The sequence below is a fragment of the Acinetobacter sp. XS-4 genome, from assembly GCF_023920705.1.
Lineage (GTDB): Bacteria > Pseudomonadota > Gammaproteobacteria > Pseudomonadales > Moraxellaceae > Acinetobacter.
Map to the genome: position 1 here is coordinate 3,999,530 of NZ_CP094657.1, position 24,563 is coordinate 4,024,092.

General features: G+C 41.6%; 21 protein-coding genes and 2 tRNA genes. 4 read left to right on the plus strand and 19 right to left on the minus strand.

Features of this window, described 5'->3' with window-relative positions; all coding sequences use genetic code 11:
• Nucleotides 1-48 precede the first annotated feature (48 nt).
• From MMY79_RS18610 to guaA, 6 genes are all read right to left on the minus strand, one after another.
• Entirely contained in the window at nt 49-456 is a 408-nt protein-coding gene (locus MMY79_RS18610; RefSeq protein ID WP_252610850.1) for an OsmC family protein, read from the minus strand.
• On the minus strand, nt 453-1,400 hold the full coding sequence (locus tag MMY79_RS18615; protein ID WP_252610852.1) for a pirin family protein: 948 nt from the start codon (nt 1,398-1,400) through the stop codon (nt 453-455). The genes MMY79_RS18610 and MMY79_RS18615 overlap by 4 nt, the downstream gene beginning before the upstream one ends.
• A gap of 156 nt (nt 1,401-1,556) precedes the next feature.
• A complete protein-coding gene (locus MMY79_RS18620) occupies nt 1,557-1,862 on the minus strand; it encodes a DUF3861 domain-containing protein (protein WP_252610854.1) in 306 nt (101 codons plus the stop codon).
• Between the two features lie 21 nt (nt 1,863-1,883).
• Nucleotides 1,884-2,273 (minus strand): transcriptional repressor, encoded by a 390-nt coding sequence (locus MMY79_RS18625; RefSeq protein ID WP_252610856.1) that lies wholly within the window; start codon nt 2,271-2,273, stop codon nt 1,884-1,886.
• 13 nt (nt 2,274-2,286) lie between these two features.
• Nucleotides 2,287-2,814 (minus strand): PadR family transcriptional regulator, encoded by a 528-nt coding sequence (locus MMY79_RS18630; protein ID WP_252610858.1) that lies wholly within the window; start codon nt 2,812-2,814, stop codon nt 2,287-2,289.
• 188 nt (nt 2,815-3,002) lie between these two features.
• Entirely contained in the window at nt 3,003-4,571 is a 1,569-nt protein-coding gene (gene guaA, locus MMY79_RS18635) for a glutamine-hydrolyzing GMP synthase (protein WP_252610860.1), read from the minus strand.
• A gap of 385 nt (nt 4,572-4,956) precedes the next feature.
• On the opposite strand from guaA, the gene MMY79_RS18640 reads away from it, so the two are divergent.
• Nucleotides 4,957-6,174, plus strand: coding sequence for a DUF445 family protein (locus MMY79_RS18640; protein WP_252613572.1), 1,218 nt, complete (start codon nt 4,957-4,959; stop codon nt 6,172-6,174).
• A 66-nt stretch (nt 6,175-6,240) separates the two neighbouring features.
• On the opposite strand, the gene MMY79_RS18645 is transcribed toward MMY79_RS18640, so the two are convergent.
• Nucleotides 6,241-6,678, minus strand: coding sequence for a DoxX family protein (locus tag MMY79_RS18645; RefSeq protein ID WP_004795325.1), 438 nt, complete (start codon nt 6,676-6,678; stop codon nt 6,241-6,243).
• A 194-nt stretch (nt 6,679-6,872) separates the two neighbouring features.
• Between MMY79_RS18645 and MMY79_RS18650 the strand changes: the two genes are divergently transcribed.
• Nucleotides 6,873-7,520: a DedA family protein gene (locus MMY79_RS18650; protein ID WP_252613574.1), complete on the plus strand. Its 648-nt coding sequence runs from the start codon at nt 6,873-6,875 to the stop codon at nt 7,518-7,520.
• Here MMY79_RS18650 and MMY79_RS18655 read toward each other — a convergent pair whose 3' ends face one another.
• The 5 genes from MMY79_RS18655 to MMY79_RS18675 all read right to left on the minus strand — a co-directional run bounded on the left by MMY79_RS18655 (nt 7,521) and on the right by MMY79_RS18675 (nt 10,354).
• Nucleotides 7,521-8,111 (minus strand): LysE family transporter, encoded by a 591-nt coding sequence (locus MMY79_RS18655; protein WP_252610862.1) that lies wholly within the window; start codon nt 8,109-8,111, stop codon nt 7,521-7,523.
• A gap of 214 nt (nt 8,112-8,325) precedes the next feature.
• Nucleotides 8,326-8,712 (minus strand): hypothetical protein, encoded by a 387-nt coding sequence (locus MMY79_RS18660; RefSeq protein ID WP_252613576.1) that lies wholly within the window; start codon nt 8,710-8,712, stop codon nt 8,326-8,328.
• Between the two features lie 10 nt (nt 8,713-8,722).
• Nucleotides 8,723-9,565, minus strand: coding sequence for a ParA family protein (locus tag MMY79_RS18665; protein WP_016139600.1), 843 nt, complete (start codon nt 9,563-9,565; stop codon nt 8,723-8,725).
• Nucleotides 9,566-9,641: 76 nt separating this feature from the next.
• The gene (locus MMY79_RS18670) at nt 9,642-10,034 is read right to left on the minus strand and encodes a SirB2 family protein (RefSeq protein WP_004640503.1); all 393 of its coding nucleotides are present in this window, start codon (nt 10,032-10,034) and stop codon (nt 9,642-9,644) included.
• 11 nt (nt 10,035-10,045) lie between these two features.
• Nucleotides 10,046-10,354, minus strand: coding sequence for a BolA family protein (locus MMY79_RS18675; protein ID WP_000051228.1), 309 nt, complete (start codon nt 10,352-10,354; stop codon nt 10,046-10,048).
• Between the two features lie 230 nt (nt 10,355-10,584).
• Here MMY79_RS18675 and MMY79_RS18680 point away from each other — a divergent pair.
• Together MMY79_RS18680 and MMY79_RS18685 are read left to right on the plus strand one after the other, a co-directional pair.
• Nucleotides 10,585-10,660: transfer RNA gene (locus MMY79_RS18680), tRNA-Gly, on the plus strand.
• Between the two features lie 46 nt (nt 10,661-10,706).
• A tRNA-Gly gene (locus MMY79_RS18685) sits at nt 10,707-10,782 on the plus strand.
• 167 nt (nt 10,783-10,949) lie between these two features.
• Here the strand turns inward: MMY79_RS18685 and MMY79_RS18690 are convergent.
• Genes MMY79_RS18690 through MMY79_RS18720 form a run of 7 tightly spaced genes read right to left on the minus strand, consistent with a single transcriptional unit; the run spans nt 10,950 to nt 24,549 of the window.
• Entirely contained in the window at nt 10,950-11,708 is a 759-nt protein-coding gene (locus MMY79_RS18690; RefSeq protein WP_252610864.1) for a 4'-phosphopantetheinyl transferase superfamily protein, read from the minus strand.
• Entirely contained in the window at nt 11,708-13,561 is a 1,854-nt protein-coding gene (locus tag MMY79_RS18695; RefSeq protein WP_252610866.1) for an alpha/beta fold hydrolase, read from the minus strand. The genes MMY79_RS18690 and MMY79_RS18695 overlap by 1 nt, the downstream gene beginning before the upstream one ends.
• Before the next feature lie 53 nt (nt 13,562-13,614).
• Nucleotides 13,615-14,889, minus strand: a complete 1,275-nt coding sequence (locus MMY79_RS18700; protein ID WP_252610868.1) for a DUF1302 family protein — start codon at nt 14,887-14,889, stop codon at nt 13,615-13,617.
• The gene (locus tag MMY79_RS18705) at nt 14,886-18,536 is read right to left on the minus strand and encodes an outer membrane lipoprotein-sorting protein (RefSeq protein WP_252610870.1); all 3,651 of its coding nucleotides are present in this window, start codon (nt 18,534-18,536) and stop codon (nt 14,886-14,888) included. Before MMY79_RS18705 ends, MMY79_RS18700 begins: the two co-directional genes overlap by 4 nt.
• A gap of 24 nt (nt 18,537-18,560) precedes the next feature.
• The gene (locus MMY79_RS18710; protein ID WP_252610872.1) at nt 18,561-22,520 is read right to left on the minus strand and encodes a non-ribosomal peptide synthetase; all 3,960 of its coding nucleotides are present in this window, start codon (nt 22,518-22,520) and stop codon (nt 18,561-18,563) included.
• Entirely contained in the window at nt 22,517-22,777 is a 261-nt protein-coding gene (locus tag MMY79_RS18715) for an acyl carrier protein (protein ID WP_252610874.1), read from the minus strand. Before MMY79_RS18715 ends, MMY79_RS18710 begins: the two co-directional genes overlap by 4 nt.
• On the minus strand, nt 22,774-24,549 hold the full coding sequence (locus MMY79_RS18720) for an acyl-CoA dehydrogenase (protein WP_252613578.1): 1,776 nt from the start codon (nt 24,547-24,549) through the stop codon (nt 22,774-22,776). The genes MMY79_RS18715 and MMY79_RS18720 overlap by 4 nt, the downstream gene beginning before the upstream one ends.
• Nucleotides 24,550-24,563: the final 14 nt, after the last annotated feature.

Genomic DNA, 24,563 nt, shown 5'->3' on the forward strand with positions numbered 1-24,563 from the left:
CATTTGTGGAATGGATATAAAATCATCCACCTCCACAAAATAGCATTTTTACACTGTAACAAGCACAGTATGAATGTCTAAACTACGTAACAAAGTTTTAGTAACTGGCGTTTTACCACATACCGTTAAGATTTTTTGCTGAAGTTCTTCACCTGGTAAGTCTTTAAAAACAATACGACGTTCAATATGTTCTTCATGCTCTCTATTGGTATGAAAATCAATTTCAACCGAGAATTCACCAAAATCACAACCTTTATGCTTCGCGTACATTCTTAAAGTAATAAGCGTACACGCAGCCAAACTTCCAGTGAGCAAATCATAGGGTGCTGGGCCTTGGTCTTGCCCTTCAAGCTTTTCAGGCTCATCACAAAAATATTGATGACGACCACTGGTGATTTCGCCCTTCCATTGCTCAGCAAGGGGCTTTGCTTTACTGCTTGCAATTACTGCTGTCATTTTGATGCTCTCATTTGGTCTGGAAGAACAGGGGCTTCTAAACGTGCACCCACATAATCTGGAATTTCACCAAAACGTGCATCATGATTAATCCATTGCTCGCGCGCTTCTTTTAAATCATCCATTGTACGTGCAACAAAATTCCACCAGAGTAAAATTGGCGTTTCAAACGGTTCACCACCAATTAACAAAATACGATTGCCCTTTTTTACTTCAATCTCAATTTCACTCAGTCCAGTATCTAAAACCACCATGTTGTCAGCAGTTAACTCATGACCATTTACATGAGCACTACCCTCTAAAGCCATAAAACCATATTCATAATTAGGATTTAATGGAATACGAGTTTTAGTATCTTCGCTAGCAATTAAGTCGACACCAACTAACGGTGTATGTACCACTACTGGAGAAGTCGTTGCCAAATATTCACCCACAAGAATGGTAAATTCTAGACCATCTTTTTCAACAACAGGCAGCTCAGGATAATGTTCAAATTTCGGATCCATATTGCGCTTATGATCTGGCAAAGCAATCCAGAGCTGTGCAGCGTGCATTTGAGTTTCTGTGTCAGGTGCAACTTCTGTATGTGAAATGCCATGACCTGCCGTCATCAAATTAACTTGCTTAGGACGAATCAGTTGTTTTGAACCTAAGCTATCAGTATGCATCATGGTTCCTTCAATCATCCAAGTGAAGGTTTGCAAACCAATATGAGGATGAGGACCCACATCTAGACCATCACCTGCTGGAAAAGTTACTGGACCTGCATGATCTAAGAAACACCACGCTCCAATCATTCGTTTTTGTCGGCTAGGTAAAGCCCGCTTAATGACTGTCCCCTGTCCAATTTCAGCAGAGCGAATTGGAAATTCCTGAATAAACTGATTGGCAAATTTCTCGCAATCCTTTGAATCAGAAATATCGTAATCATTATTATTGCTCATGATATTACTCTCTTTTACCTATGCTTTTGCAATGAGTTGTTCTAATGATCTTAACAATACACTCATTATTCAATATAGTCTTTTAGTAATACACAGGGTGTTATGAATGAGACAATAATTTTTAATTATAGAAAAACTAAAGCTGCATTGAGCAGCTTAAGATGATTGAGTTTTAACGAGCTGTTTTAGATTTTTCATAAACTGCCCAAATTGTGGAAAAAACTCTTGGAATAGCGGATGGTCTCGATTTTCCAACATGACTTCGCTAAAAAGTTTTAGACCAACCCCAAAAGCTTTAGTAGTTTCATCATCAAAAAAATCTACTTTTTTTAAGCGTTCGACAATTTCAAAGATATCATCATGATTTCCTACATAGAACTCAAGACGTTCAGTATAGGTAGAGGCTTCTCCTTTCGCGTTTTTTAGATGTTGTACAGTGACATGATATTGATGTTGTTTCATATATAAATTCTCTATTAAAAATTAATGACTTTGAATAATTTCAACTTGTCTAAGTTCAACTTGAAATTGTGTAAACACTGACTGTAAAGACGCTAAAAATTCCTCTTGTTTAACGACCGTTAAATCTGTACAGCGAATTTGCAATAATTGATTATTCTCAACTGTTGGCAAATTAAATTTAGCTTCGTCCCGTTGTGGCTGACGATTTGAAATTAAACCTGCTCCTACTAAGTCGTTCACCACCCGATAAACCGTGGCTAAACTTAATTTCTGTTTTTGGGCATATAACTTTTGGTAAATCTGTTTGACGGTCAGATCTTCTGTTTGTTGCTGAATTAAAGACAAAACAGCAAGTCTTGGATGAGTGACTTTTAAGCCTGCTTCTTTGATTTTATGCTGTAGGTCTAACATTCCACTTCCCCACTTATAGCCGTCCAATCGCAACCGCAGCTTGATCAATTTTTTCAGCAATTTGATAAATTTGCTCTTGTTGTAAACCTGCCGAGTTCAATTTCAAACGTAAGGCAGTTTTTAGGTTTTCCATTGCACGGTGAATGTCGATTAATTCATCATTACTGTGGATTTCCCGTCTTAAGCGTAATTTTTCTAATAACTCGGTTAACTTGTCTTGTTGCTCGGTTAAGTAAGCCTCTCCGTCTTCCGTGATTTGATATTGCTTACGCTCTACGTCTAGCAAATTAATCAAATTCATTTCTTCAAGACTGGTTAACGTTGGATAAATGGTTCCTGCACTCGGCGTATAGCCATCACCCACCAAGTCACTTATTTCTTTAATAATTTCATAACCATGCTTAGGGCTTTTCTGAATGAGATGAAGTACTAAAAGTTTCATACGACCTGCTTCAAAAAGCCTTCCACGGCGCCCTGAACGGTGATGTTCTCGATGATGCTCGTTGTGTTCAGCATGATGATGTTCTGATTGCTGTTTCATCTTTTAAAACCTAAAAATGATCAATTTATAATTATTAAGATATATCTTAATATATCTTTTATCAAGTATAAGTAATAAGAATAGATTTATCATTTTGATAATTATTAAAATTAATTTTAATCTTTAAAAGTTAAGTAATAAAAAAGGACGCTAACGCGTCCTTTTCTTTACCAACAAACAGAGGAAAATTATTCCCACTCAATCGTAGCTGGTGGTTTAGATGACACATCGTATACAACACGTGATACATCTTTAATTTCGTTCATAATACGCGTTGAGATTTTATCAACCAATTCGTATGGTAAATGTGCAAAACGAGCTGTCATAAAGTCAACTGTTTCAACTGCACGAAGTGCGATCACCCACGCATAACGACGACCATCACCTACTACACCAACTGACTTAACAGGTTGGAATACAGCAAATGCTTGAGCTGTTTTGTCATACCAGCCACTGTCGCGAAGCTCTTGCATAAAGATGTCATCAGCAAGACGAAGAATATCTGCATATTCTTTTTTCACTTCACCCAAAATACGAACACCTAAACCAGGGCCCGGGAATGGATGACGGTAAATCATGCTGTGTGGCAAGCCAAGTGTAGTACCTAATTTACGAACTTCATCTTTAAACAAGTCACGTAAAGGCTCAACCAATTCAAACTCTAAATCGTCTGGTAAACCACCCACATTGTGGTGAGATTTAATAACGTGTGCTTTACCTTGTTTGCTTGCAGCAGATTCAATCACGTCTGGGTAAATCGTACCTTGTGCCAAGAATTTCACGCCATCAAGTTTACGTGCTTCTTCGGCAAAAACTGCAATAAACTCACGACCAATGATTTTACGTTTTTTCTCTGGATCAACTTCACCAGCCAATGCAGTTAAGAAACGTTGTTCAGCATCTGCACGAATTACACGAATACCCATGTTTTCAGCAAACATTTGCATCACTTGGTCACCTTCGTTTAAACGAAGTAAACCATTGTCAACAAATACGCATGTCAACTGGTCGCCAATTGCTTTGTGTAAAAGTGCAGCAACTACAGATGAGTCAACACCACCAGAAAGACCTAAAAGAACTTTTTCATCACCAATTTGTTTACGCAGCTGTTCTACACGTAAGTCGATGATGTGTTCAGGTGTCCAAAGACCACCACATCCACAAATTTTATGAACAAAATTTGCAAGTAATTCTTCACCTTTTGCCGTGTGCGTTACTTCTGGGTGGAATTGCACACCATAGAAACGGCGTGTTTCGTCACTTACAGCAGCAACAGGACAACTTGGTGTGCTTGCAGTAATGCTAAAACCTTCTGGAATCTGGCTCACTTTGTCGCCATGGCTCATCCAAACATGAAGTTGGTCTTCACGATCTTGTAAGTTGCCAATCAGTTGGTCACGTTTAACGATATCAACTTCGGCATAACCAAACTCATGTACAGTACCCGGCTCAACTTTACCGCCTAACTGTTCAGACATGGTTTGTAAACCATAGCAAATACCCAATACTGGAACACCCAACTCAAACACCACTTGTGGTGCACGTGGGCTGCCTTCTTCATGCACACTCTCAGGTCCACCTGACAAAATAATGCCATTTGGCTTAAAAGCGCGAACGTCTTCTTCAGACATATCAAAAGCATACATTTCAGAGTAAACACCGGCTTCACGTACACGACGTGCAATGAGCTGGCTATATTGAGAGCCGAAATCCAGAATCAGGATACGATCTTCAGTAATTTGAGTATTGGTAGTCATGACAAACCACTAAATGGCAAAAGAATTAAGCGCGCCATTTTAACATTTTTCACGCTTCGGCGCACCGCAAATCATCATATATCTTATTTTTTTCATTTTTGAATCATTTCTATCGCTGAATTCTTTGATATAAATTAATATTTACCTATATTTATCAATGATCTGAACTAATCTAAAAAACTTCACACGTATTGATAAATTCATCACATTCTATTCAACATCACCATGAATTTGATGTTAAGATGAGCCGATAAAACAGGCATTACCATGGAAAGGTAAATACCATAAGCGATATTTGTCTGTGCTTAAACAATTATCCATTTTTATGGCTTGTTGCCCCCTATCAAAATCAATAGAAATCTAAGGAACAACAATGCTTCAAACTATGATTGCAGATTTCCAGCAACATTTTTGGTTGTATATCTCTATTCCTTTTATGAGTGGTTTAATTGGCTACATCACTAAAGTGATTGCCATTCAGATGATGTTTTCGCCACTTGAATTTAAAGGCATTAAACCGTTTCTGGGTTGGCAAGGCATCGTGCCACGCAAAGCCGAGAAAATGGCAACAATTGCTGTTGAGCTCATGACAGCTAAACTCATTAAACCTGAAGAAATTTTTGCACGCTTAGATCCTAAACGTATTGCCAAAGAAATAGAAAAACCACTGCTTGCAGCAGCTGAAGATATTACCCGTGATGTTGCGCAAGAATATCAGCCAGGGTTATGGGAAGGCATGCCAGAGTTTGCGCGTCAAAGACTCATTCGTCGTGTGCAATCAAAAGCGCCCGAGATTGTTGAACACATCATGAGTGAAGTACAACGTGATGTGAACCGATATTTTGATATTAAACATCTTGTTATCAGTAACTTACTTAAAGACAAACGCCTGCTCAACAATATTTTTAAACGAGTAGGCAAACAAGAATTTAAGTTTTTCAGTAATGTCGGATTTTTCTTCGGTTTCGGTATTGGTGTGATTCAGATGTTGTGCTGGATTGTCACGCAAGGTAAATATCCTTGGATGCTGCCAATGTTTGGTGGCTTTGTGGGGTTTTTCAGTGACTGGATTGCATTACAAATGATGTTTAGACCACTTTATCCTAAGAAAATATTGGGTTATACGTGGCAAGGTTTGTTTATTAAACGCCAAAATGAAGTTGCCGCCGACTACGCAGCGCTAATTTCCAAACAGCTTTTAACTTCTCGCCATATGATGGAAGAGTTATTTTCTGGTACACATTCTGCACGTGTTATTGATCTGGTTAACCGCCATGTCAAACAAGAAATTGATATGCAAGCAGGTGTTATTCGCCCGTTGGTTGTATATGCAATTGGCGGAGAAAAATATCAGGATATGAAATCGCAAGTTGCTGAACGTATTATGCAACGACTACCAGAGACAATGAAATACGTAGAGTCTTATGCAGAAGATGCTATGAATATTCGCAGTACTTTAATTGAACGTATGCAAAAATTAACACCATCTGAATTTGAAGGTATGTTACGTCCTGCGTTCAAAGAAGATGAATGGGCACTCATTGCAGTAGGCGCAGTACTTGGTTTTGTTGTTGGGGAACTACAAATCCAGTTTATGCTCTAATTTTACAGCCCTAGAAATAAAAAAAACCGGATGAATTGATCATCCGGTTTTATTTTGTCTTGAATATTATTTCTCGATTGCATGATCCAGACTAATACGTCCAGCGCCATGAAGCATCAGGAAGAATAAACCACCCGCCATTGCAAGGTTTTTCATAAAATGGATGCCATTGTTATATTGTGCCGCTGCATCAGCACCACCTTGGTGGAATAAAAATGCAGTTAAGATACTAAAGATTCCAAGCCCAAAAGCCGCAAAGCGCGCCTGGAAACCAAACAACAAGGCTAAACCTCCACCAAACTCAACCAAGATAACTAAAGGAAGAATTCCAGCTGGAACCCCCATTGCTTCCATATATCCAGCAGTTGCTGCATAACCAGTAATTTTCCCCCAACCTGCAACAAGGAAGATATAGGCGATAAGAAGACGCGCAATGAGGCTAATGAAACTGTCTGCACCTGATTGCGTTACGATATTTTTGACCACTACATTTGGATTAAACATATTGCCACCTTTATTTAAATGCTTATTTATTGATGAGCTCATTCTAGGTTTGGGACATTGATAATTAAATACTCAAAATCCATATATATCGTTGCATAAACGAGATGATCAATTTGTATTTTTTTGATGTTTTATACTGACTTTCTATAGGCTCACTGCTAGGATTTGAGCACGGTTTGCCACTTGCTCTTATCATGGAACTTCTTGATTTTATTCTACACGTTGATCAACATCTCGCCGAGTTTATTATAAATTACGGAACGTGGATTTACGGCATTTTATTTTTAATTATTTTTGTTGAAACCGGTTTAGTGGTTATGCCGTTCTTGCCGGGAGATAGTTTGCTATTCGCGGCTGGTGCTTTAGCAGCATCTACAGGTGCGATGGATCCATGGGTATTGGGCACTCTACTCTTCATTGCTGCCGTTTTAGGTGACACAGTAAATTACCATATTGGACGTTTTATCGGTCCACGTGTTTTTGAAATGAATTCTCGATTCATTAATAAACAGCATTTAGTTAAAACTCAAGAATTCTTTGCTCGCCATGGCGGCAAAACCATTATCTTTGCTCGTTTCGTTCCATTTGCCCGTACCTTTGCACCTTTTGTTGCTGGGGCTGGTAGCATGAATTATAAGTTCTTCCTAACTTATAATTTGATTGGAGCACTCTGTTGGGTCGCTTCTTTTGTAACGTTAGGCTACTTATTTGGAAATATGCCAATCGTTAAAGATAACTTTACCCATCTTATTTTCGGCATCATTATTATTAGCGTTTTACCAGGAATCATCGGATTTATGCGTGAAAAACTCAAAAACCGAAAAGCCAATGTTCGGGACTAATTAAAAGAAACGGAATACCACCGGAAGCATACATAAAATGAGTAACATGGCCGATCCTTTATATAAATGATCGGCTTTTATTTTTTTGATTGGACCCGCTAACAATGCCCGTCCAAAAATCATCCAGAAGCTTGCCGCTGGAATTAAGATTAATGTAAAAACACCAAATACCATAAGAAAATTTTCAGGCGAATTCCATGCTTCGGCAGGAAAGATACCCGCTGCAAACAGCAAAGCTTTAGGATTTTTTAAGGTAGATAAGAATAATTGGCGAGGGCGAATATTACGATGACTTTGGCTGAACTGTTGTAAATGAGTGTTCTTCCATAAATGAAAAGAAATCCAGAATACATAAAGCACACTCGTAATATGCAATATAAGCAGTAGTGCTGGCCAGATTGGAGCAGCTAAATGAATAAATACAGCCCAAAAGCTAATACCGTAAGCATAGCCTAACCACTCCATTGGAATAAGCCAGAATGCTTTAGATAAACCTTGAGAATGAGCAGCGGTTGCAAGTAAAGCATTTGTCGGCCCCGGAATGAGTAAAACAGCCAACATTGCCAATACAAAAAACCAACTCTCAATCATAAAATTTCCACAACATCCAAGATGGGGCCACCTTAAACGAAATAGGCAAAATATAGCAAGTTTGTGAGGGCTTTTGATTAGAGAAAATACAAGTTTTATTAAGCTTTAAAATTTTAAAAACATTGATTTATATTAATTTTATTATGAAACATTTTGCTAAACTTTATTCATCACAATATGCCTTAATTAGCATATTGTGATGCAAAATAGACTATTAATTCGCCTTTTTTCGAACAACAATTGGACAGTTTTTGAATTGAGCAGCCTGAACTATTGCTTCTTGCTGACCTAAAACACGTGAAAGTTCGGTGTTCTTGGTTGACGAAGATTGTCCCATATTTACAGAAATAGATGGACCGAATCCCCATCCGCCTCGTCCCCATCCACCGCCGAGTCCAAGTCCAACACCCATACCAGTACTTTTTGGAGTTTGTACGCCATTGTCGATATATTGTTGAATACGGTTATATTCACTTTGTAGCTGTTGACAGCCCAAAGATTGATACTGAGTCGGAGACACGTAAGTCGGTTTTACCGTCGTAGCACAAGCGCCTAGCAATAAAGTGGCTGCCACCAAAGGCGCAATATATAAGCCTTTCATCATTTTTCTCTTATCGTTTTGGCTCAATCTCACCAAACAATGTCTCATAAGCTTGAGTCAATTTATGTTCTGGTGCCAAATGAGCCAAAGGTAAATTTTTCTGATGCGATTCTTTCATTAAAACCGAAGGCGGTAACATACTATTAAGTACAGGCAACCCTTCATCTTTCAACTGCTGAACCACTTCCCGAGGTAATTTTGCTTGAGCTTGAAATTGGTTGACGACAATTCCTTCAATTTCCAAGCGATCATTATGATCATCTTGCGTTTCGAGAACATTTTCAATCAATGTTTGTAACGCGCGCTTTGAAAAGACATCACAATCGAAAGGAATTAAGACTTTATCTGCTGCTATGAGTGCCGATAAAGTAAAAAAGTTAAATGCAGGTGGTGTATCTATATAGATACGATCATATCGTCCAATTAAGTTTTGAATCGAATCACGTAATTTATAAATTTTATGTTTACTTTCAAGCGCATGTTCAAGAGCACCAAGTGTTGGGCTAGCAGGAAGCACGTCTAATTTTGCAAAGGGAGTTGAGTGTACGAAGCTATCAATATCTTTATTTCGTGGGGCTTTTAAAATCGAACCTAATGCATTACCGATTAAACTCTTTTGTTGATTGTTTCCCAACACATCATCAAAGAAATTTTCGATATTTGGTTCTAAAATTGATTTTTCAGCAGAATAAGTTGCGTCATCCCCCAAAAGGTACTGACTAGAGTTGGCTTGAGGATCAAGATCAATGACCAATGTCCTGAAGCCATGTTTGGCACTAATTGCAGCCAAATTTACAGTAATACTTGATTTCCCTACACCGCCTTTTTGGTTAAACACCACACGAGTTAACATGTTTCCCTCTGCATATTTTTTTACTGTACGCAGTTTAACCTAGAGCTTAAGCAAAAAGGCAAAGAATGTAGAACAATTAAGCAAAAACAGGCTTCACAATCACTAAAATAATAATAGCAATAAATGCGATAGCGCTAATCATTAAACCAGCCCTACGTTGCGCCAATAAAAGAGTGTCATCTTTTTTAAAGGCTTTCATCAGAGAAGATAACAAGACTAAAAATAGAATAATTTTAGCGTAAAACCACGGCTGTACCTGAAAGTCTTTCATGACCAATAAAATTGCGCCCGTAATAAAAACTACGGTAAATGATAGATGCTGTAAGGCAACTAATATTTTGCGTCCCGCCGGATTTGGTTGCTCCCCTTGCACGCCCACAAACAGAGTTGAAGCGCGTAAGACAAAAACCATAAGTGCGGCAGCTACCGCAGTCATATGAATAATTTTAGTGAGTAAATGTGCATCCATGAAATTAGCCCTTAGCTTTTAGGTGCATGTGCACATTCTGGGCTAGCAGGTGCCTGACCTTGCCATTCACTTGGCAAATAAGCATGAATTGCTAAAGCGTGAATTTGACCTGGATTCATTAAGTCGGAAGCTAAGGCATAAACTTTTTGATGACGTTGAACCAAACGTAATCCGTTAAATTCCTCACTCACCACAATCACTTTAAAATGTGACTCTTTACCTGGAAAATAACCACCATGTCCAGCAGACTCATTGATGACTTCCAAATGGCTAGGTGCAAGGGTTTGTAACCGTTCAATCAATTGTTGTTCAAGACTCATAGCTGTTCCTTTTACGATTATTCGTATATTTGAACCTAGTATACCCTGTCTACACACAAACAAAAGTTGCTCTTGTACGCTTTGGCTTCAAACAAAATGTCTATTTATTCGGCAACTTAACGATAAAAATACATCTAATTGCTCATTTCTGATTTTATTTTATGCAATCAGCATATTTATTTGCATAAAGTTGTTGACCCATGTTTCGCTTAATGTATTATAAGCGGCACGCGGGAATAGCTCAGTTGGTAGAGCATAACCTTGCCAAGGTTGGGGTCGCGAGTTCGAGTCTCGTTTCCCGCTCCAAATTGGTTTTTTTTTGAGAAAGTTTTCGTAAAAACTGCTTATATATGCGGGAATAGCTCAGTTGGTAGAGCATAACCTTGCCAAGGTTGGGGTCGCGAGTTCGAGTCTCGTTTCCCGCTCCAAATTTAAAAGGCCCTAGTCGAAAGACTGGGGCTTTTTTCTTTTTATTGATTCATAATTTTTGCGGTCTATGTATTCACAACATACTTTATTGAGAATGGCTCAGTTCAAGGCCAAGTATTTCATTACTAGATTCAAATTTTTAAATCACCAGTTATAACGATTAAATCTAGTTATATTTGCAAGGCGTTGGAGTTATTCGATGCGTAGAGATAAAAGGTAATAATTGAAAACAGTCCAAGTTAAAGCGCTCTAGGCTACAACTTTGTTGTAAACATATAGAAAAGATGAAGTTAGAATCATATATATAGCTTTCAAAATAATACTCTTCTGTCTTTTGAGCATCATTGGTTGAGTCGAGAAACTGTATATGTTCAGCAGACACATGAAAGTTAAGCATTTTTAAATGACGGCTCATTCCTTCGCCAGTACATTTAATATAGGCTTCTTTTAAGGTCCATATTTGAAAAAACCGCTGGTATGCACTGAATGGATCAGTGAGTTCATTCTCTTTAATCCATTCAATTTCAATCGGTGCTAACACACTATCAACACGCATCCACTCGAACTCACGATCCTGTTCAATATCCACTCCTATTTCCCCTTCTTCAGTCACAGCAAGGATGATGACGTCCGCTGAATGAGTAAGATTAAAATACACAGCCTTGCTGCCTTGTACAAAAGGCTTGCCGTTGGGATGTAATTGCAGGTTAACCTCATGCGAGGAAATGCCTAGCTTATCCGCCAAGACAGTCTTCACTAATACGCGAGAGATCAAGAAAAGGCGAGCCGCCTTAGGATGATATTGATCATATCTCAGCTTCTCTGCCGAACTGAGAAAGCCGAGATAATGACTCAATATCAAATGGTCTTGTGGTACCCGTGAAACTGGGCAAATATAAACCTGCACTTGGGCACGATCAGACATTAAGAAGCTGTGGTGCTGTTGTACTTCTTCAGAACTGGTACGAGGTAGTCAGAAACCGCATCTATATGTGTAATATGCGGATTATGGCCTGCACCAGCGATGATATGTACAGGGATATCTGAGCTTATTGTGGTAACAATTGGGTCGTTCTCTCCCACAATGATTTCAACTTTCGAGCTAAGCTCGTTTAACAAAGCTGTTTGAGTTGCCCGCTGCTGCGGCAAACTAATGCGGTGCATATACTCACTAATGTGCTTGGCTACCGACACTCGACGTAAAGAATCCATTGCATAACCAACAGAAGGATTTTGTTGTCCATCTGGATGTAGGTCTTTCGCAATCATATCTTTTGGCACAAAACGGAAAATCAGATTAGATATGGTTTTTATCTGAAACATTTTAGCGGCCTGTGCCTGAACAAAATAAGGCGATATGAGGATGAGGCGTGCAACTTTATCTGGATATTTCTTTGCAAGATTCAACGCAAAAAGACATCCTAACGAGTGTGCAACAACAATACTATTTGGTGCTAAAAGCTTTGCCGCGGCATCAATAAATTGATGGTTGTTGTCTTCCATCATCTCATAACTGCCTGAACGTCCAAGTCCCGGTAGGTCCATCATAGCGACCTGATCGCATGTGATTTTATTAATGATTGGAGACCAGCATGTACTATCGAATGGAATCCCATGTAAAAATAATGCAGATGATGTGTCAGAACTAATTGGCTGTTTAGTATAGATTTCTGTCCAATATCGATTCTGATAGCTGAAATGACTAGGTGTTGGTACTTGCATACGACCAAAATGGCTAAGCACTAGACGATCAATCCAGTGAGAGAAATAAGGACTGATATTGATCAGGTCCGCGATGCCCATTTTAGCGGCCTGTGCCTCTGCCCCAGCAACATGATAGTGCTCGGTAGAAATGAAAGAGAGTTGCTCTTTAGAACCATCAAGCAGTACCTCAGGCAATTTCTCTAATAGACCTTTGGGGAGTTGTAAATGTGGTGCGCTGACTCCTAAGTGCTCGGCAGCTAGGTGAATGAGACGATGAAGTTTCGGTGTCGCAGGGTCAAGCAACATATACTCCTGAGCAATAGTCTCAGGATAAGACATCGTTCGGATTAGAAAGCTCACGATATACTGCATATTGCACAGTGGTAGGAATGTGTCACGGCCACCTGGCAAAGCCAGCAGACGTCCCTGATAGAGCTTATCAAGCATGTCAGCGACACCAATGTATTGCATATCGCCATATGTATAGAAACCATCAATGACTGTCGCCGGATTTATTGCAGTCCACGGCACATTTAAACGCTTACAGGCCTCAATGAAAGCTTGATAACCCAAGATTTTTGAAGCTTCATAGCCACCATGTTTGCAATACAACTCATCAGCTGACTCTTGTCGTGGAGCAGCCACACGATATCCACCAATCCAGATAAATCGCTCAAGCTGCTTCAATGTTGCAGCCCATTCAATTAAGGCAAGTCCTGACTTAATATTGGTACGCTCAGCTTCAGCTTTGCTAATGCCCCAATTAAATGATGCGGCAAGATGATAAATAACATGGATCTTTGCTTGAGCATCTGATAGTAAAGAGTCCAGCTTAAAGTCTCGGCTCAAATCATATTCAACAAAAGAAATAGATGGATCAACCAACCCTTGCATTGCAATGAAGCCTAACAGCTTGTCTTTCTTGGTTGCGGCATTACGCAGCGCAGCAATCACCTGATGACCTTCACGCAGGAGATCAACGATCAACCTACTGCCAATAAAACCCGCTGCACCTGTTACTAATATGGTCTTCTGTGAAAAATTATCTTTTTTTGCGTTATTTAAATTATCCATAAATCACCTTATTAGGGACTGCAAACTCCAGCATTATTTTGGAGCGAATTATCTTAAAAGTTATATCGAATCTGGGCATACACCAGACTGTTATCTCTAAATTGTCCTAACACCGTATCATTTCTGCCCCAGAAGCGGTCTCCACCTACATTCAATTGCCAGTGATCATCAAGGCTGTAATTAATACGTACTCTCAACAATTCATTAGGCTCTGGTGCAAAATAGAATCCTGTTACTTCTAATTTTAGATTATCATTCAGTAAGTTAAGTGCATAGCGCAGCATAGCTCCATACTGATTCTGCTGATATTGGTTACTGATTGTTTGCTGATAACGGTAGACTGCACTCAATGATGGATTTGTTAGGCTGTCGGCAGATCTAAAGTCCTCCGTATGTTTGTATACGCCGACCAAACTCAGCGTGGAATTCTTCAATGCTAATTCTGGCCCCAAGACCACGGTCAGATTATTTTTTTTGTGCGTAAGATCTTCACTACCATTCGAGTCAGTATGGGTATATGCCGCTTCACCGCGCCATACGATATCGTTATGGTTATAACTGAAATCAAATCCATAGACGGACATAGGATTATTTTTCAGCTGCAATGTTGCCTCCCCTGTTGGAGATGCAGAAAGAATTGACAGATCGGGCATGTGATCCAAACCTGAGAAATACGATGCCCCAACATCTAAACCATCTACAGAATAATCCCAGCGCATTGCAAATGCAGGACGGCTCTTCTTATCTATTTCATACTGGACACCAGAAATCTGGCGTAATGGAATCACATCTGAACGACTACGCGGATACCACAATGCTGTCCATTTATTGGTTCCTGATTCAGGAATATATGTCAATTTGATTGCATCATTTCCAATACGTTGATCTGTCTCATCTGGCACTAGGCGCGTATAGTCACGGGGCGATAGATTATCTGTTGGGTTAATTCCATCAGCTCTCCCCCAGACTACAATCTGGCGACCAACATCGACATAGACTGTCTGATCCCAGTTATAAGAAGCATACAACTCACGTAAGTTACGATTTACCTTACTCACCTGATCTGGGTTTACAGTATGGTCCGTTTCGTCTCCAATATTTATATCGTAATGGATCTTAAACTCTGGGTTAAACTTGAGCGTACCATTGGACCAGAAACTTGCTTGTCCAATGTTTTTTAACGAACTTAAATCACGATCCGATGACCACACATCGAATCTAGCCGAGTTCTGGCTCACAAAACTAATTTCGCTGTCATCTGCATAAGCATGCTGCAGTAGCATAAAGCTACTGCAGCATGCAAATACCCAAAAGGTACCTTGCGTCATTTTTCAAGACTCTGCGGTGAGAAAATCTTATCAGATAAGGTTTTCTCTGCGACAAAATCACTGACGATAACTTGTGTCATATGTTGAGTTTGCAGATTTTTCGCCATCGATTTCATGGCCTGCCATCTTGGTTTCACTTTGCCGTAAGGACGGATATCCGTGAACTCAATATGCTTTAACGGCTTACCTGCTGTATCCCAAATGTCGATGGTTGCTGTAACAAAGTTATCTTTGAGGATGCACATACGACGTTTGCTATAACCAAAGTCACTCTTCACAGTATTATTGATTGGCGTTGCTTCAATCGTGTAGCAATCTTTGCCATTAAATTTGCCATCTGCCAGTTTAGTGTACTTCCAGTCACTTAACTTATAGCCAAGTACATCACCATAACTAAAGTCCGTACCAATAAAAGCATCGCCCTTATTCGCTGATGCAAGACGACGTACTTTTTTCAATGCAGGCAAATAGACAAACATGCTATCACTGCCTTTTGAGTTCTCAATCAATAGCGTCGTAGTTCCCTGTACATCTGCTGGTGAGATGAACTCAGTCAAACGCATATTGTTCTGAGTATTTCCAGCAAGCTTAGTCATATTTTTAGTCAAACGTACGCGTTGCTCGCCGCTTTTAGACGTCAGCACAAATTTGGCACTAGCACTTGAACTCAAAAACTTAGAGGCATCATCACTACGATTAACAATGTCTTGGACTTCATCTGCATGAGATGTTTTAGGCATCGACATTGTGAGCGCCGTACCCAACAAGAGACTTGTCACAACCGTTTGTGCAACGGTAATGTTCTTCTTATTTGAGGGAAAAATAAAACGAGGTTTCAACATTAGAATCATTGTAGGTACCATAATTAAGGTTGCAAATACACTGAAAAGCATCGCAATCACAATAAACATCGCTAGCCATTGATGCACATGGAAGCCTTGTGATAAGGACAATACGCCATACCCACCAGCAACAGCAGTCGCAACAAAAAGCGAAGCTTTACCAGCCGTACTTAAAGTTTTACGAATAGCATCTTTGATATCACCACCCTCTTCACTCAAGATTTCTCGCAAGCGATAGAGGAAGTAAATGGCATAATCTGCACCGATACCAACCGCCATGGCTGAGATCAGAGAGTTCGGAATATTGAGCGGAATGTCGAGCCAGCCCATCACACCAAAGATTGCAAGAATCGAGAATAGAAGTGGTGTTAGGACAATGAGTCCAGCAGAGAACGAGCGGAAAACTAGCGCAGAGATAAAGAATACCGCAAATGAAATCTGTAGAATGTTCATGAGCTTGCCGTGAACCATCGTTTCAGTTAAAGCAATGGTCTGAGTCACATCACCACCAAAACTCACGACAGCTTTATCACCCAACTGACCCGCCATATACGTTTTTAGCGACTCAAGGATTTCTTTAATGCGGTGATTACTCCCTGTTTTTAGCAGAATCGTGATCTTGGCATAGCGCTGAGTTGTATCAATGTAAGATTCAAAATCAGTCGGCTCACCAGACATTGAATACAACAGCAGATATTGAGCAACAATATCTTTAGTTGCTGGAACCTGAAATGCCTGTGGCTGATCGGCATTCATTGCCTGATTCATTCTTTTGATATAGTCCACGATAGAGATGGTTTTACCGACCTCTGGAATTGAATTCGCGAACTTTTCTGTATTATCAATCGCTTTTAGGATTTCTGGGTTTTCAATACCATCACGAACTTTAGTATCGACCATGATGTAAAGACTGTTTGTACCACCAAGAGACTGATTCAAGAATCTGTCGTCTTGCTGCATTGGTAGATCGCGCGAGAAGAAGTTGCGGCTATCGTTATCTACCACAATACGGCTAGTACCGAGAGCAAGAAAAACACCCAGTACTGCAATCACAGTCATTAGCATCATTCGCGGACGAACTGACAGAATGACATCACCAATTCGTTTTGGAATCCAGTCCCAAATCGGTAAACCTTTGCGTGCGACCTTGGTAACCGAAGGCGGTGGTAACATCGAGCGAAGTACAGGAATAAAAGTCATCTCAATGATCAGCGTACTGATGATCCCGATTCCTGTAAAAATACCGAATGAACGGATAGTCGGAATATTAAAGGTCAACAGCGAGAAGAATCCAGCCGCTGCAATTCCGCCAGCCAGTATCATAACTGGACCAACACGAACCATAGACTGCACCACGGCTTCGCTATTTGCAGCTTTAGGCTCCATCCCTTGGGCAATCAGACGATCAAAGTCTTCATAGTATCGCTTGAGCAACTGTACGGCGTGCCCCGCCGCAATGGCCAGAATCAGAATTGGTGTAGGAGAGTTAAAAATATCCATTGGCTGTTTGAACAGACCCATCATACCCATACCCCACGCCACAGCCAGTAAAGCTGTAACTAGTGGCAGGATCAAACCCTGCTTACTGCGGAATGCTTCGAAGTGCAATAACCCAATGACCAGTATGGCAATCGGGAACAAAATGTTGATACGCTTAGAGTAATCTTCAGCTTTATCCAAATAGACTGGATTACCACCAACACTGATGGTCATATCTTTAGACTGTTCAGCCGCTACGATTTTGTTGATCGGGCCCATCATCTTTTGGAAGCCTTCTGGACTTTCCTCAAGCTCAAGCAAAATAGCAGCAGTTTTCTGATCTTTAGATACTACCGAATTCATGTAGATTGGATTGAGTGCCAGCAGTTTTTTCAGCTGATCAACATCACTCTCAGTTACAGAACTGTTCGGCAATAGTTTCTTGGCATCAAATCCATCTGAATTGGCGGTGATCCCTTTGGCCTGACGTGCAGCCAGACTCATTAGAGTAGATCGAACCACACCCGGAGCATTATCAACTTCTTCGGTAATGCGTTTGACTTTTTCTAACACTTGCGGCTGATAAATATCCCCCTGCTTTGGTGTAATACCAATCACGACCATGTACTTGGAGCCGAATTTCTTTTCAATCAGCTTGGTCGAGGTGATATAAGGATGTCCTTTAGGGGCAAGCGCGTCTGGATCAATAATAATTTTTACGCCAGATGCAAGATACGCCAACGCAATGGTCAAGAGCATGACCACTGTCAGCACAATACGGCGATGTCTGAGAATCCAACGCGAGTATTGTTCCATCACCTGATGAGTCTTACGAAGTGGTTTAGTGGTCTCATGCGTTTGCTTACTATCGTTACCAGCCGACTCATAGGCTTCGCCCTTCTGAGCCAATGCTTCAAGATTAGCAACATCTTTTTTAAACTGAGCAAGAACCATCTTTTTCAGCAGTGCTGGAGGCAATACACCAAAAAAGCTGCCTGGTTCAGCCTCAAACACCCACTCAATCCATGTACCTTCAGGATGTGGTTTGAAGCGATAAGTACCTGTGTAGAGGAAAGGTCCTTCCACGACTTTGAACGCATATAATTCGTTCGGTACTAGATGTGTGATTTCACCTTTAAAGGACATCTCACGTCCAATAAAGCTAAAACCGATTTCATACTTGCTGCCCACACGCGGAGTATTGTCTAGCAGTTCAGAATGCTTACAGGACAATTGCCAGCCTGCATCATTGGCTGGGTTTGCAAGGTAGTTGAAAACCTTGTCAATCTCGGCCGGCATGAGGAAAGCATGTTCTATGGTCACCATAGTGGTTCTACCTTCTTGTATTTTTTATGCAGGGATTGGATACATCTGATCAATCGTCTGGGCAACAGCCACGACGTTCTCAGCGTACATAATCGATGAATGATCACCAGGCAGATCCACCTGTGTAAACGTGTCTTTAACCAGTTGGTCCCAGCCTAAACTTTCGCCAAAATCTTCCAGCTCATCTTTAGCCTTAACCAAGAGGATCGGAAAATCTTCAGGTTCTGGGAAATAGGTCTGGAGTGCGATGCCATTCGCTAAATAGGTATCAAAGTAAAGTCGAAAATCTGATGGATCAGCATCTAGAGGTAAGACATTAATGGCCTTGGCTTCTTTAAGTACATGATCAAACATGTGATCTGGACTCAATTCACGCAAGTATTGCGCTGGGATCGTCAGCTTTTTGCCATAAGGCGCAGCCAAATCGCGGGCAAACCAAGATAAAAGCATCGCATCGTCGGCATCTTCAGGCACATTTTCTGTAATCGGCGCTCGGGTATCGATCATGACAATACCTGTGACCTGCTGCCCCATTTGACGCAACTGATGACTGATCTCGTATGCAATCGCACCACCAAAGCACCAGCCACCAAGAAAATAAGGTCCCTCAGGCTGAGTCTTTTGCATTTCAGCAATATAGAGTGTTGCCATGTCTTCAATCGCAACTTCAGCAGCATCTGCTTCAATCAGGCCCGGAGACTGAATAGCACGCAAGGTGCGGCTCGGATTGAGATGGCGCGAAAGCTCCATATAACAGAAGGTGCTACCACCAATTGGATGGAACAACCACAGTGGTTGCTCGTAAGTTCCACGGCGCAGTTCAATTACAATAGAAGGCTTAATTTCTTTATTTTCACGAATGATCTCACCCAAACTCTCCACAGTGGAATATTGGGCCAGCAAAGCAACTGATAGTTCGGTGCCAAATGCTTTTTTAAGGTGATTAACAAGCTTCACAGCAAGTAACGAATGTCCACCCAAATCAAAGAAGTCATCATGTATACCAACCCGGTTAACCGACAAAATCTGCTCAAAGGTAGTACAGAGTTCAATTTCAATCGGATCACGTGGTGCAACATAATCGTTACTTTGTTCAAACACAGGCTCAGGAAACGCTTTACGATCCAACTTATTGTTGGCTGTCATTGGAAATTCATCCAACGTCATAAACGTATTTGGTACCATGTAAGCTGGTAGATGGATTTGCATCGTCTTTTTCAAACTAGCAATATCAATCTCATGTCCAGTTAAATAAGCCACCAGTTTCTGGTCGTTGCTGGCTGTCGTCTTAACCAGTACGACTGCATCTGTAATACTGTCGATCTGTTTAATAACATTCTCGATTTCGCCTAGTTCAATACGGAATCCACGAATCTTGACTTGGAAATCTAGACGTCCATGATGAGTCAAACTTCCATCCGTACGCAGACAGACTTTATCTCCGGTACGATAGAGTCGACCAGCATTTGGTAGAGATGGCAAAGTTCTAAATTGCGCATCTGTCAGTTCAGGTCGATGCCAGTAATCAACTGCTAGACCATCACCCCCAATCCAAAGCTCTCCCATGACGCCCGGTGGGACTAAACGTTGCTGTTCATCAAGGACATAAAGCTGGGTGTTCGCTAGTGGTTCGCCTAAATCAATACACTTTGCATCGGTGATACGAGCTGCACTAGACCACACTGTAGTTTCGGTCGGTCCATAGACATTCCAAAGACAGCCGACTTTACCCAGCAGTTTTTCTGCAAGAATAGTATCTAGCGCTTCGCCGCCACAGAGTGCTGTCAACCCTGCATTGCCGCTCCATTCACTGTCTAAGAGCATTTTCCAAGAAGCCGGTGTTGCCTGCAAAACATTGATCGACTTAACATTTAGATAATCCACCAATTGATTGCCATCTTGTGATACCTCACGTGGGCACACATGCACTACACCGCCGTACATCAGCGGAATCAGTAGCTCAAGAATTGAAATATCAAACGCATAAGTGGTGATTGCTAACAACTGAGTTTCAGAAGTTACTTGCAATCTATCATTCATGGACAACAAGAAATTGATGATTGAAGGATGCCCAATACGTACGCCTTTAGGCTTACCTGTCGAGCCAGAGGTGTACATCACATAAGCAGTCTCACCAAAGGCCAGCGTCTCACGCACTTGCTCTAGCGACACAACACCAGCTTGATTGATATCTAAACGCAGCACAGAAACGTTAAGAGCATCCATCAACTCTGTTTGAGCCAAGATGACTTTAGGTTCAGCATCTTCGATGATGTTGTGTAAACGTTCACTTGGGAAATTAGGATCTAGCGGCACATAAGCTGCTCCTGTCGCCCAGATCCCGAGGATTGCTGCTGGCAATAAAGCTGTACGATCTAACATCAGACCTACACGATCGCCACGGGTAACGCCATGCGCACGTAAATAGTCAGCAATACCAGCGATATGTTGACCTAACTCACGATAGCTAACCGCATGACCCTTTGAGGTCAAAGCATGATTGTCACCACGCTCATCAATCTGCTTTAGAATCATTCCAAGTAGATCATGTTGAGGATAATCAGTAGCCTGCCCACGTAGGGTCTCAAACTGGATGCAATCCACATAATCAGGCGCAATATCTAACTCAACGATCTTACGTTCAGGATGAGCCACCATCTCTGATAGTACAGCTTGCAGCAGTTGCACCATATTCTCGGCAGACTGTGCAGAAAATAACTCAGAGTTATATTTCAATACACCAACCAGTTCGCCTTGATAATCACCGCCCATTTCCAGCGTAAGATCTAATTGACCTTCTTGCTGGCGAACTGGGAAACTTCCTAACGTCAAATCTTGACCAACCAAGGTCGCTGGGGTCTGGATTGGCAGGAGTAGTTCTTTAAACTCATCCATACCACCTAGACGTTCCCAGAACATTCCCACCTGAGCTAATGGGTTAATACTACCATCACGCTTTGGTGAAACAGCTTCAACCACTCTGGAAAAGGCAACTTTTTGATGCTTGAGGCTCTGTCTTAATTGTTCCTGCACCTGCTGTGTAAATTGACGCAAAGTCTGATCAGCATCGATGTCCATGTGAATAGCAATCGTATTGACAAACTGCCCCAGCGCATTGCGCAACGAGCGTTCAAGTCGACCAGCTACAGGTGTAGCAATAACGAGTTCATTTTCATTCGATAGCTTATGTAGCAGGATATAGAAGCCAGATAGTACGAGTCCAAACAGCGTGATCTCATAATCTTTCGCTAAGTTCACAAGACCAGACGACACTGATTCAGGCACACGGAACACCAGTGAGCTACCTTTGTGTTGCTGCACAGCCGGCCGAGGATAATCAAGCGGAATGCTATGCACGTGTGGTGCATGCTGCAATGCATTTTTCCAGAAAATTAGACTCTCATCAGCATCGTCAATCGCAGTACTCTGCTGCTTATCGGCATACTGTGCGAACTCGATTCCGTTCACTACGTCTGACTCTGTAACTAGTCCAAAACGTTTGCCAACATCACGCAGTAAGAGACCAATCGACCAGAAATCCATGAGGGCATGATGAATCACGACTGCAATCACATAGTGATTTTCACCACGTTCATAACAATGAATACGCCACAGCGGTGGTTGAGTCAGGTCAAATGGCTGTTTAGTATCCTGCTCGACCAATTGCGTCAAATCAGATGCATCGACATGGCGAGCATCAGAGAAGACGATATTAGGATAGATTCGATCCCAGATGAGTTGCTCAATACCTTGATCATTGGCAGGCATACTGACACGCAACAGCGGATAATCATGCATTACCGCCTCTAGAATCTCCATTGGCTTGTTGCCTAATGGCTGGTTGACCTTCACATCAAAGGCCACCACCATATTGTAGGCACTGCAAGTTGACTCAAGCCGCTGGATATACCAGATGCCGAGCTGTTCTGCAGAAATCGCATGGCGCGATAAAATTGCAGGTTCCAGTCGTACAAGGTTATTCACGAAGCAACTCCCTGCTGCAACTTAGAAACAATATATTCAGCCAACGCATTAATGGTCGGGTAATCCCATAGTAGTGTCGGCTCAAGTTCCAGTTGTGTTAGATCTTCCAGATCCCCTGACACCGACAAAGCGACGATAGAATCAAGACCGTAACTAGTAAATTTTTGCTGCGGATCAAGAGCCTCTGGTTCGACACGCATTTCTTTGGCTACTAGCGTACGAATGATTTCGCTCCAGTAAGCTTTATCTTTATTCATGGGTTAATATCCTCTTTAACTGGTTGGGCATCACGCGGTGCCAGTGCAAAATCGATGACAGATAACATATGGTTGTTTGAAATTCGGTCTAGCAGATCTGCCAATGTGCTTTCACGCAGTGATGTCATTGGAGGGATCGTCTGCCCTTCAGCAGCATTTAGGAAAATGATCAGCCATGCACCATCCTGCAAAGCTGGTCTTAAGCCATGACGGTTAAAGATCCAGAAACCCAACACAGCAATACGAGAAAATAGCTCGGCATAATCGCGGGCCAGACTGAAACGCAAAGTTTCAAACTCTTTAGCCGCTTCTGAATTTGAGAAATAATCCTGAATTTTTTGATCTAGCGTGCGCTGCTCGATAAGAAGCTGATCAGCACGCTCACGTAGCGAGGACAGGATCTCAGTAGTCAATCCCTCTGTAACGTCCGCATCGTTGAGCATCTCGATGATCGTTCCCAATGACTCCATCACCAAGTCACCATCGCGGTTGAAAATCTCAAGCTCACGAAAATCAATAGCGTCCGTCTTCACCTGTAAGTCATATAACTGGCGATAGCGTGATTTAGCTTCAGCTTGGTCGAGATGGTTGGCTTTTTTACTACGCCCTTTATTGGCAGATTTGAGTTGAAAACTCAGGCTGTCTAGACAGACGGTGCTACTACCGTCAAACACACTAACAATCAGATGATCTCTGAAGGCTTTCTGGTACATTCCATCAGCATATGCATTTCTTAAGAAAAAACGTGACCCAAGTACCGAGGAAGTGATCTTAGCCAATGACTCGACATACTCAGGCACCAGTACCTTGATGATCGGTGACCATGTACTGAATTGATTAATACAGACATGTAGCCCGCGCGCGCCAACGAGTGATAATACCTCAGCTGCTAACAGATAAGCATAAGCAGTAGCGAGTTGCTCACGTACGAGCGGAATGCTAATGACTTTTTTGTTATACAACTCGCGTTCGATAGCAAACTCGGTCGCGATGCGCAGCATCGTATCACCAGCACCCAGAGAGAAGCTGCTGCAATATGCACGCGTCACTTGTAGCGTCTTGAGTCCAAGCTCCAACCCCTGACCTTCTTCACCGATCAGAGCATCTTTGTGAATTTCAGCATTGTTAAAGCCAATACCGCTAATATCTAGCCCACGCATACCCACTGTTGGCAGACGGTTCAGGCTATAAGTTTCCTTAGAAACCATATGGCGTTTATCAAGCCAGAATGCACTCAGGCTACGTGGACCACGGTCATCCGACGTTTTAGCAATCAGACTTAAAGAGTCACCTAGAGTCGCGCGATTGATTGACCATTTTTCGCCATTTAAGACGTACTTGCTTTCAGTAGCTTGTGCAGTTACTTCACTAGATAAAAGGTCAGCTCCATGCGCTTTTTCACTATAAGCCAGCGCAGGTGCAGCACCACTCAAAATTCGACTAGCAATGTTTTGGCATTGGTTCGCATTACCACCGATCCATACGATCACAGACCAAGCATTCGTGCTATAGGTCGAATTGATGGTTAGATCACGTCGCGCCAGCACACGATGCAGATATAGCAACTCTTCACCAATTTCCATGCGACCTCCAAGCTCTGAAGGTACATAAAAACGGTTCATGCCCACGGCATTCAGAAAATCAACAGCACGCTGAGGGTATTGTTCTTTCTCATCACGCTCAATGGCAGCGGACCAAGAAAAATCATTATTGATATCATGTACGGAGCCTAAAATTTGCTCCAGACGAGCAGCAGATTGAAACTGCCGCAAATTAGATGTAAGTG

Coding starts and splice junctions, on each gene's coding strand:
- MMY79_RS18630 (WP_252610858.1), bottom strand. CDS start 2,814: ATGAAACAGCAATCAGAACATCATCATGCTGAACACAACGAGCATCAT.
- MMY79_RS18705 (WP_252610870.1), bottom strand. CDS start 18,536: ATGGTGACCATAGAACATGCTTTCCTCATGCCGGCCGAGATTGACAAG.
- MMY79_RS18645 (WP_004795325.1), bottom strand. CDS start 6,678: ATGTTTAATCCAAATGTAGTGGTCAAAAATATCGTAACGCAATCAGGT.
- MMY79_RS18670 (WP_004640503.1), bottom strand. CDS start 10,034: ATGGATGCACATTTACTCACTAAAATTATTCATATGACTGCGGTAGCT.
- MMY79_RS18615 (WP_252610852.1), bottom strand. CDS start 1,400: ATGAGCAATAATAATGATTACGATATTTCTGATTCAAAGGATTGCGAG.
- MMY79_RS18650 (WP_252613574.1), top strand. CDS start 6,873: ATGGAACTTCTTGATTTTATTCTACACGTTGATCAACATCTCGCCGAG.
- MMY79_RS18620 (WP_252610854.1), bottom strand. CDS start 1,862: ATGAAACAACATCAATATCATGTCACTGTACAACATCTAAAAAACGCG.
- MMY79_RS18640 (WP_252613572.1), top strand. CDS start 4,957: ATGATTGCAGATTTCCAGCAACATTTTTGGTTGTATATCTCTATTCCT.
- guaA (WP_252610860.1), bottom strand. CDS start 4,571: ATGACTACCAATACTCAAATTACTGAAGATCGTATCCTGATTCTGGAT.
- MMY79_RS18690 (WP_252610864.1), bottom strand. CDS start 11,708: ATGTCTGATCGTGCCCAAGTGCAGGTTTATATTTGCCCAGTTTCACGG.
- MMY79_RS18715 (WP_252610874.1), bottom strand. CDS start 22,777: ATGAATAAAGATAAAGCTTACTGGAGCGAAATCATTCGTACGCTAGTA.
- MMY79_RS18700 (WP_252610868.1), bottom strand. CDS start 14,889: ATGACGCAAGGTACCTTTTGGGTATTTGCATGCTGCAGTAGCTTTATG.
- MMY79_RS18665 (WP_016139600.1), bottom strand. CDS start 9,565: ATGTTAACTCGTGTGGTGTTTAACCAAAAAGGCGGTGTAGGGAAATCA.
- MMY79_RS18655 (WP_252610862.1), bottom strand. CDS start 8,111: ATGATTGAGAGTTGGTTTTTTGTATTGGCAATGTTGGCTGTTTTACTC.
- MMY79_RS18675 (WP_000051228.1), bottom strand. CDS start 10,354: ATGAGTCTTGAACAACAATTGATTGAACGGTTACAAACCCTTGCACCT.
- MMY79_RS18695 (WP_252610866.1), bottom strand. CDS start 13,561: ATGGATAATTTAAATAACGCAAAAAAAGATAATTTTTCACAGAAGACC.
- MMY79_RS18610 (WP_252610850.1), bottom strand. CDS start 456: ATGACAGCAGTAATTGCAAGCAGTAAAGCAAAGCCCCTTGCTGAGCAA.
- MMY79_RS18625 (WP_252610856.1), bottom strand. CDS start 2,273: ATGTTAGACCTACAGCATAAAATCAAAGAAGCAGGCTTAAAAGTCACT.
- MMY79_RS18660 (WP_252613576.1), bottom strand. CDS start 8,712: ATGAAAGGCTTATATATTGCGCCTTTGGTGGCAGCCACTTTATTGCTA.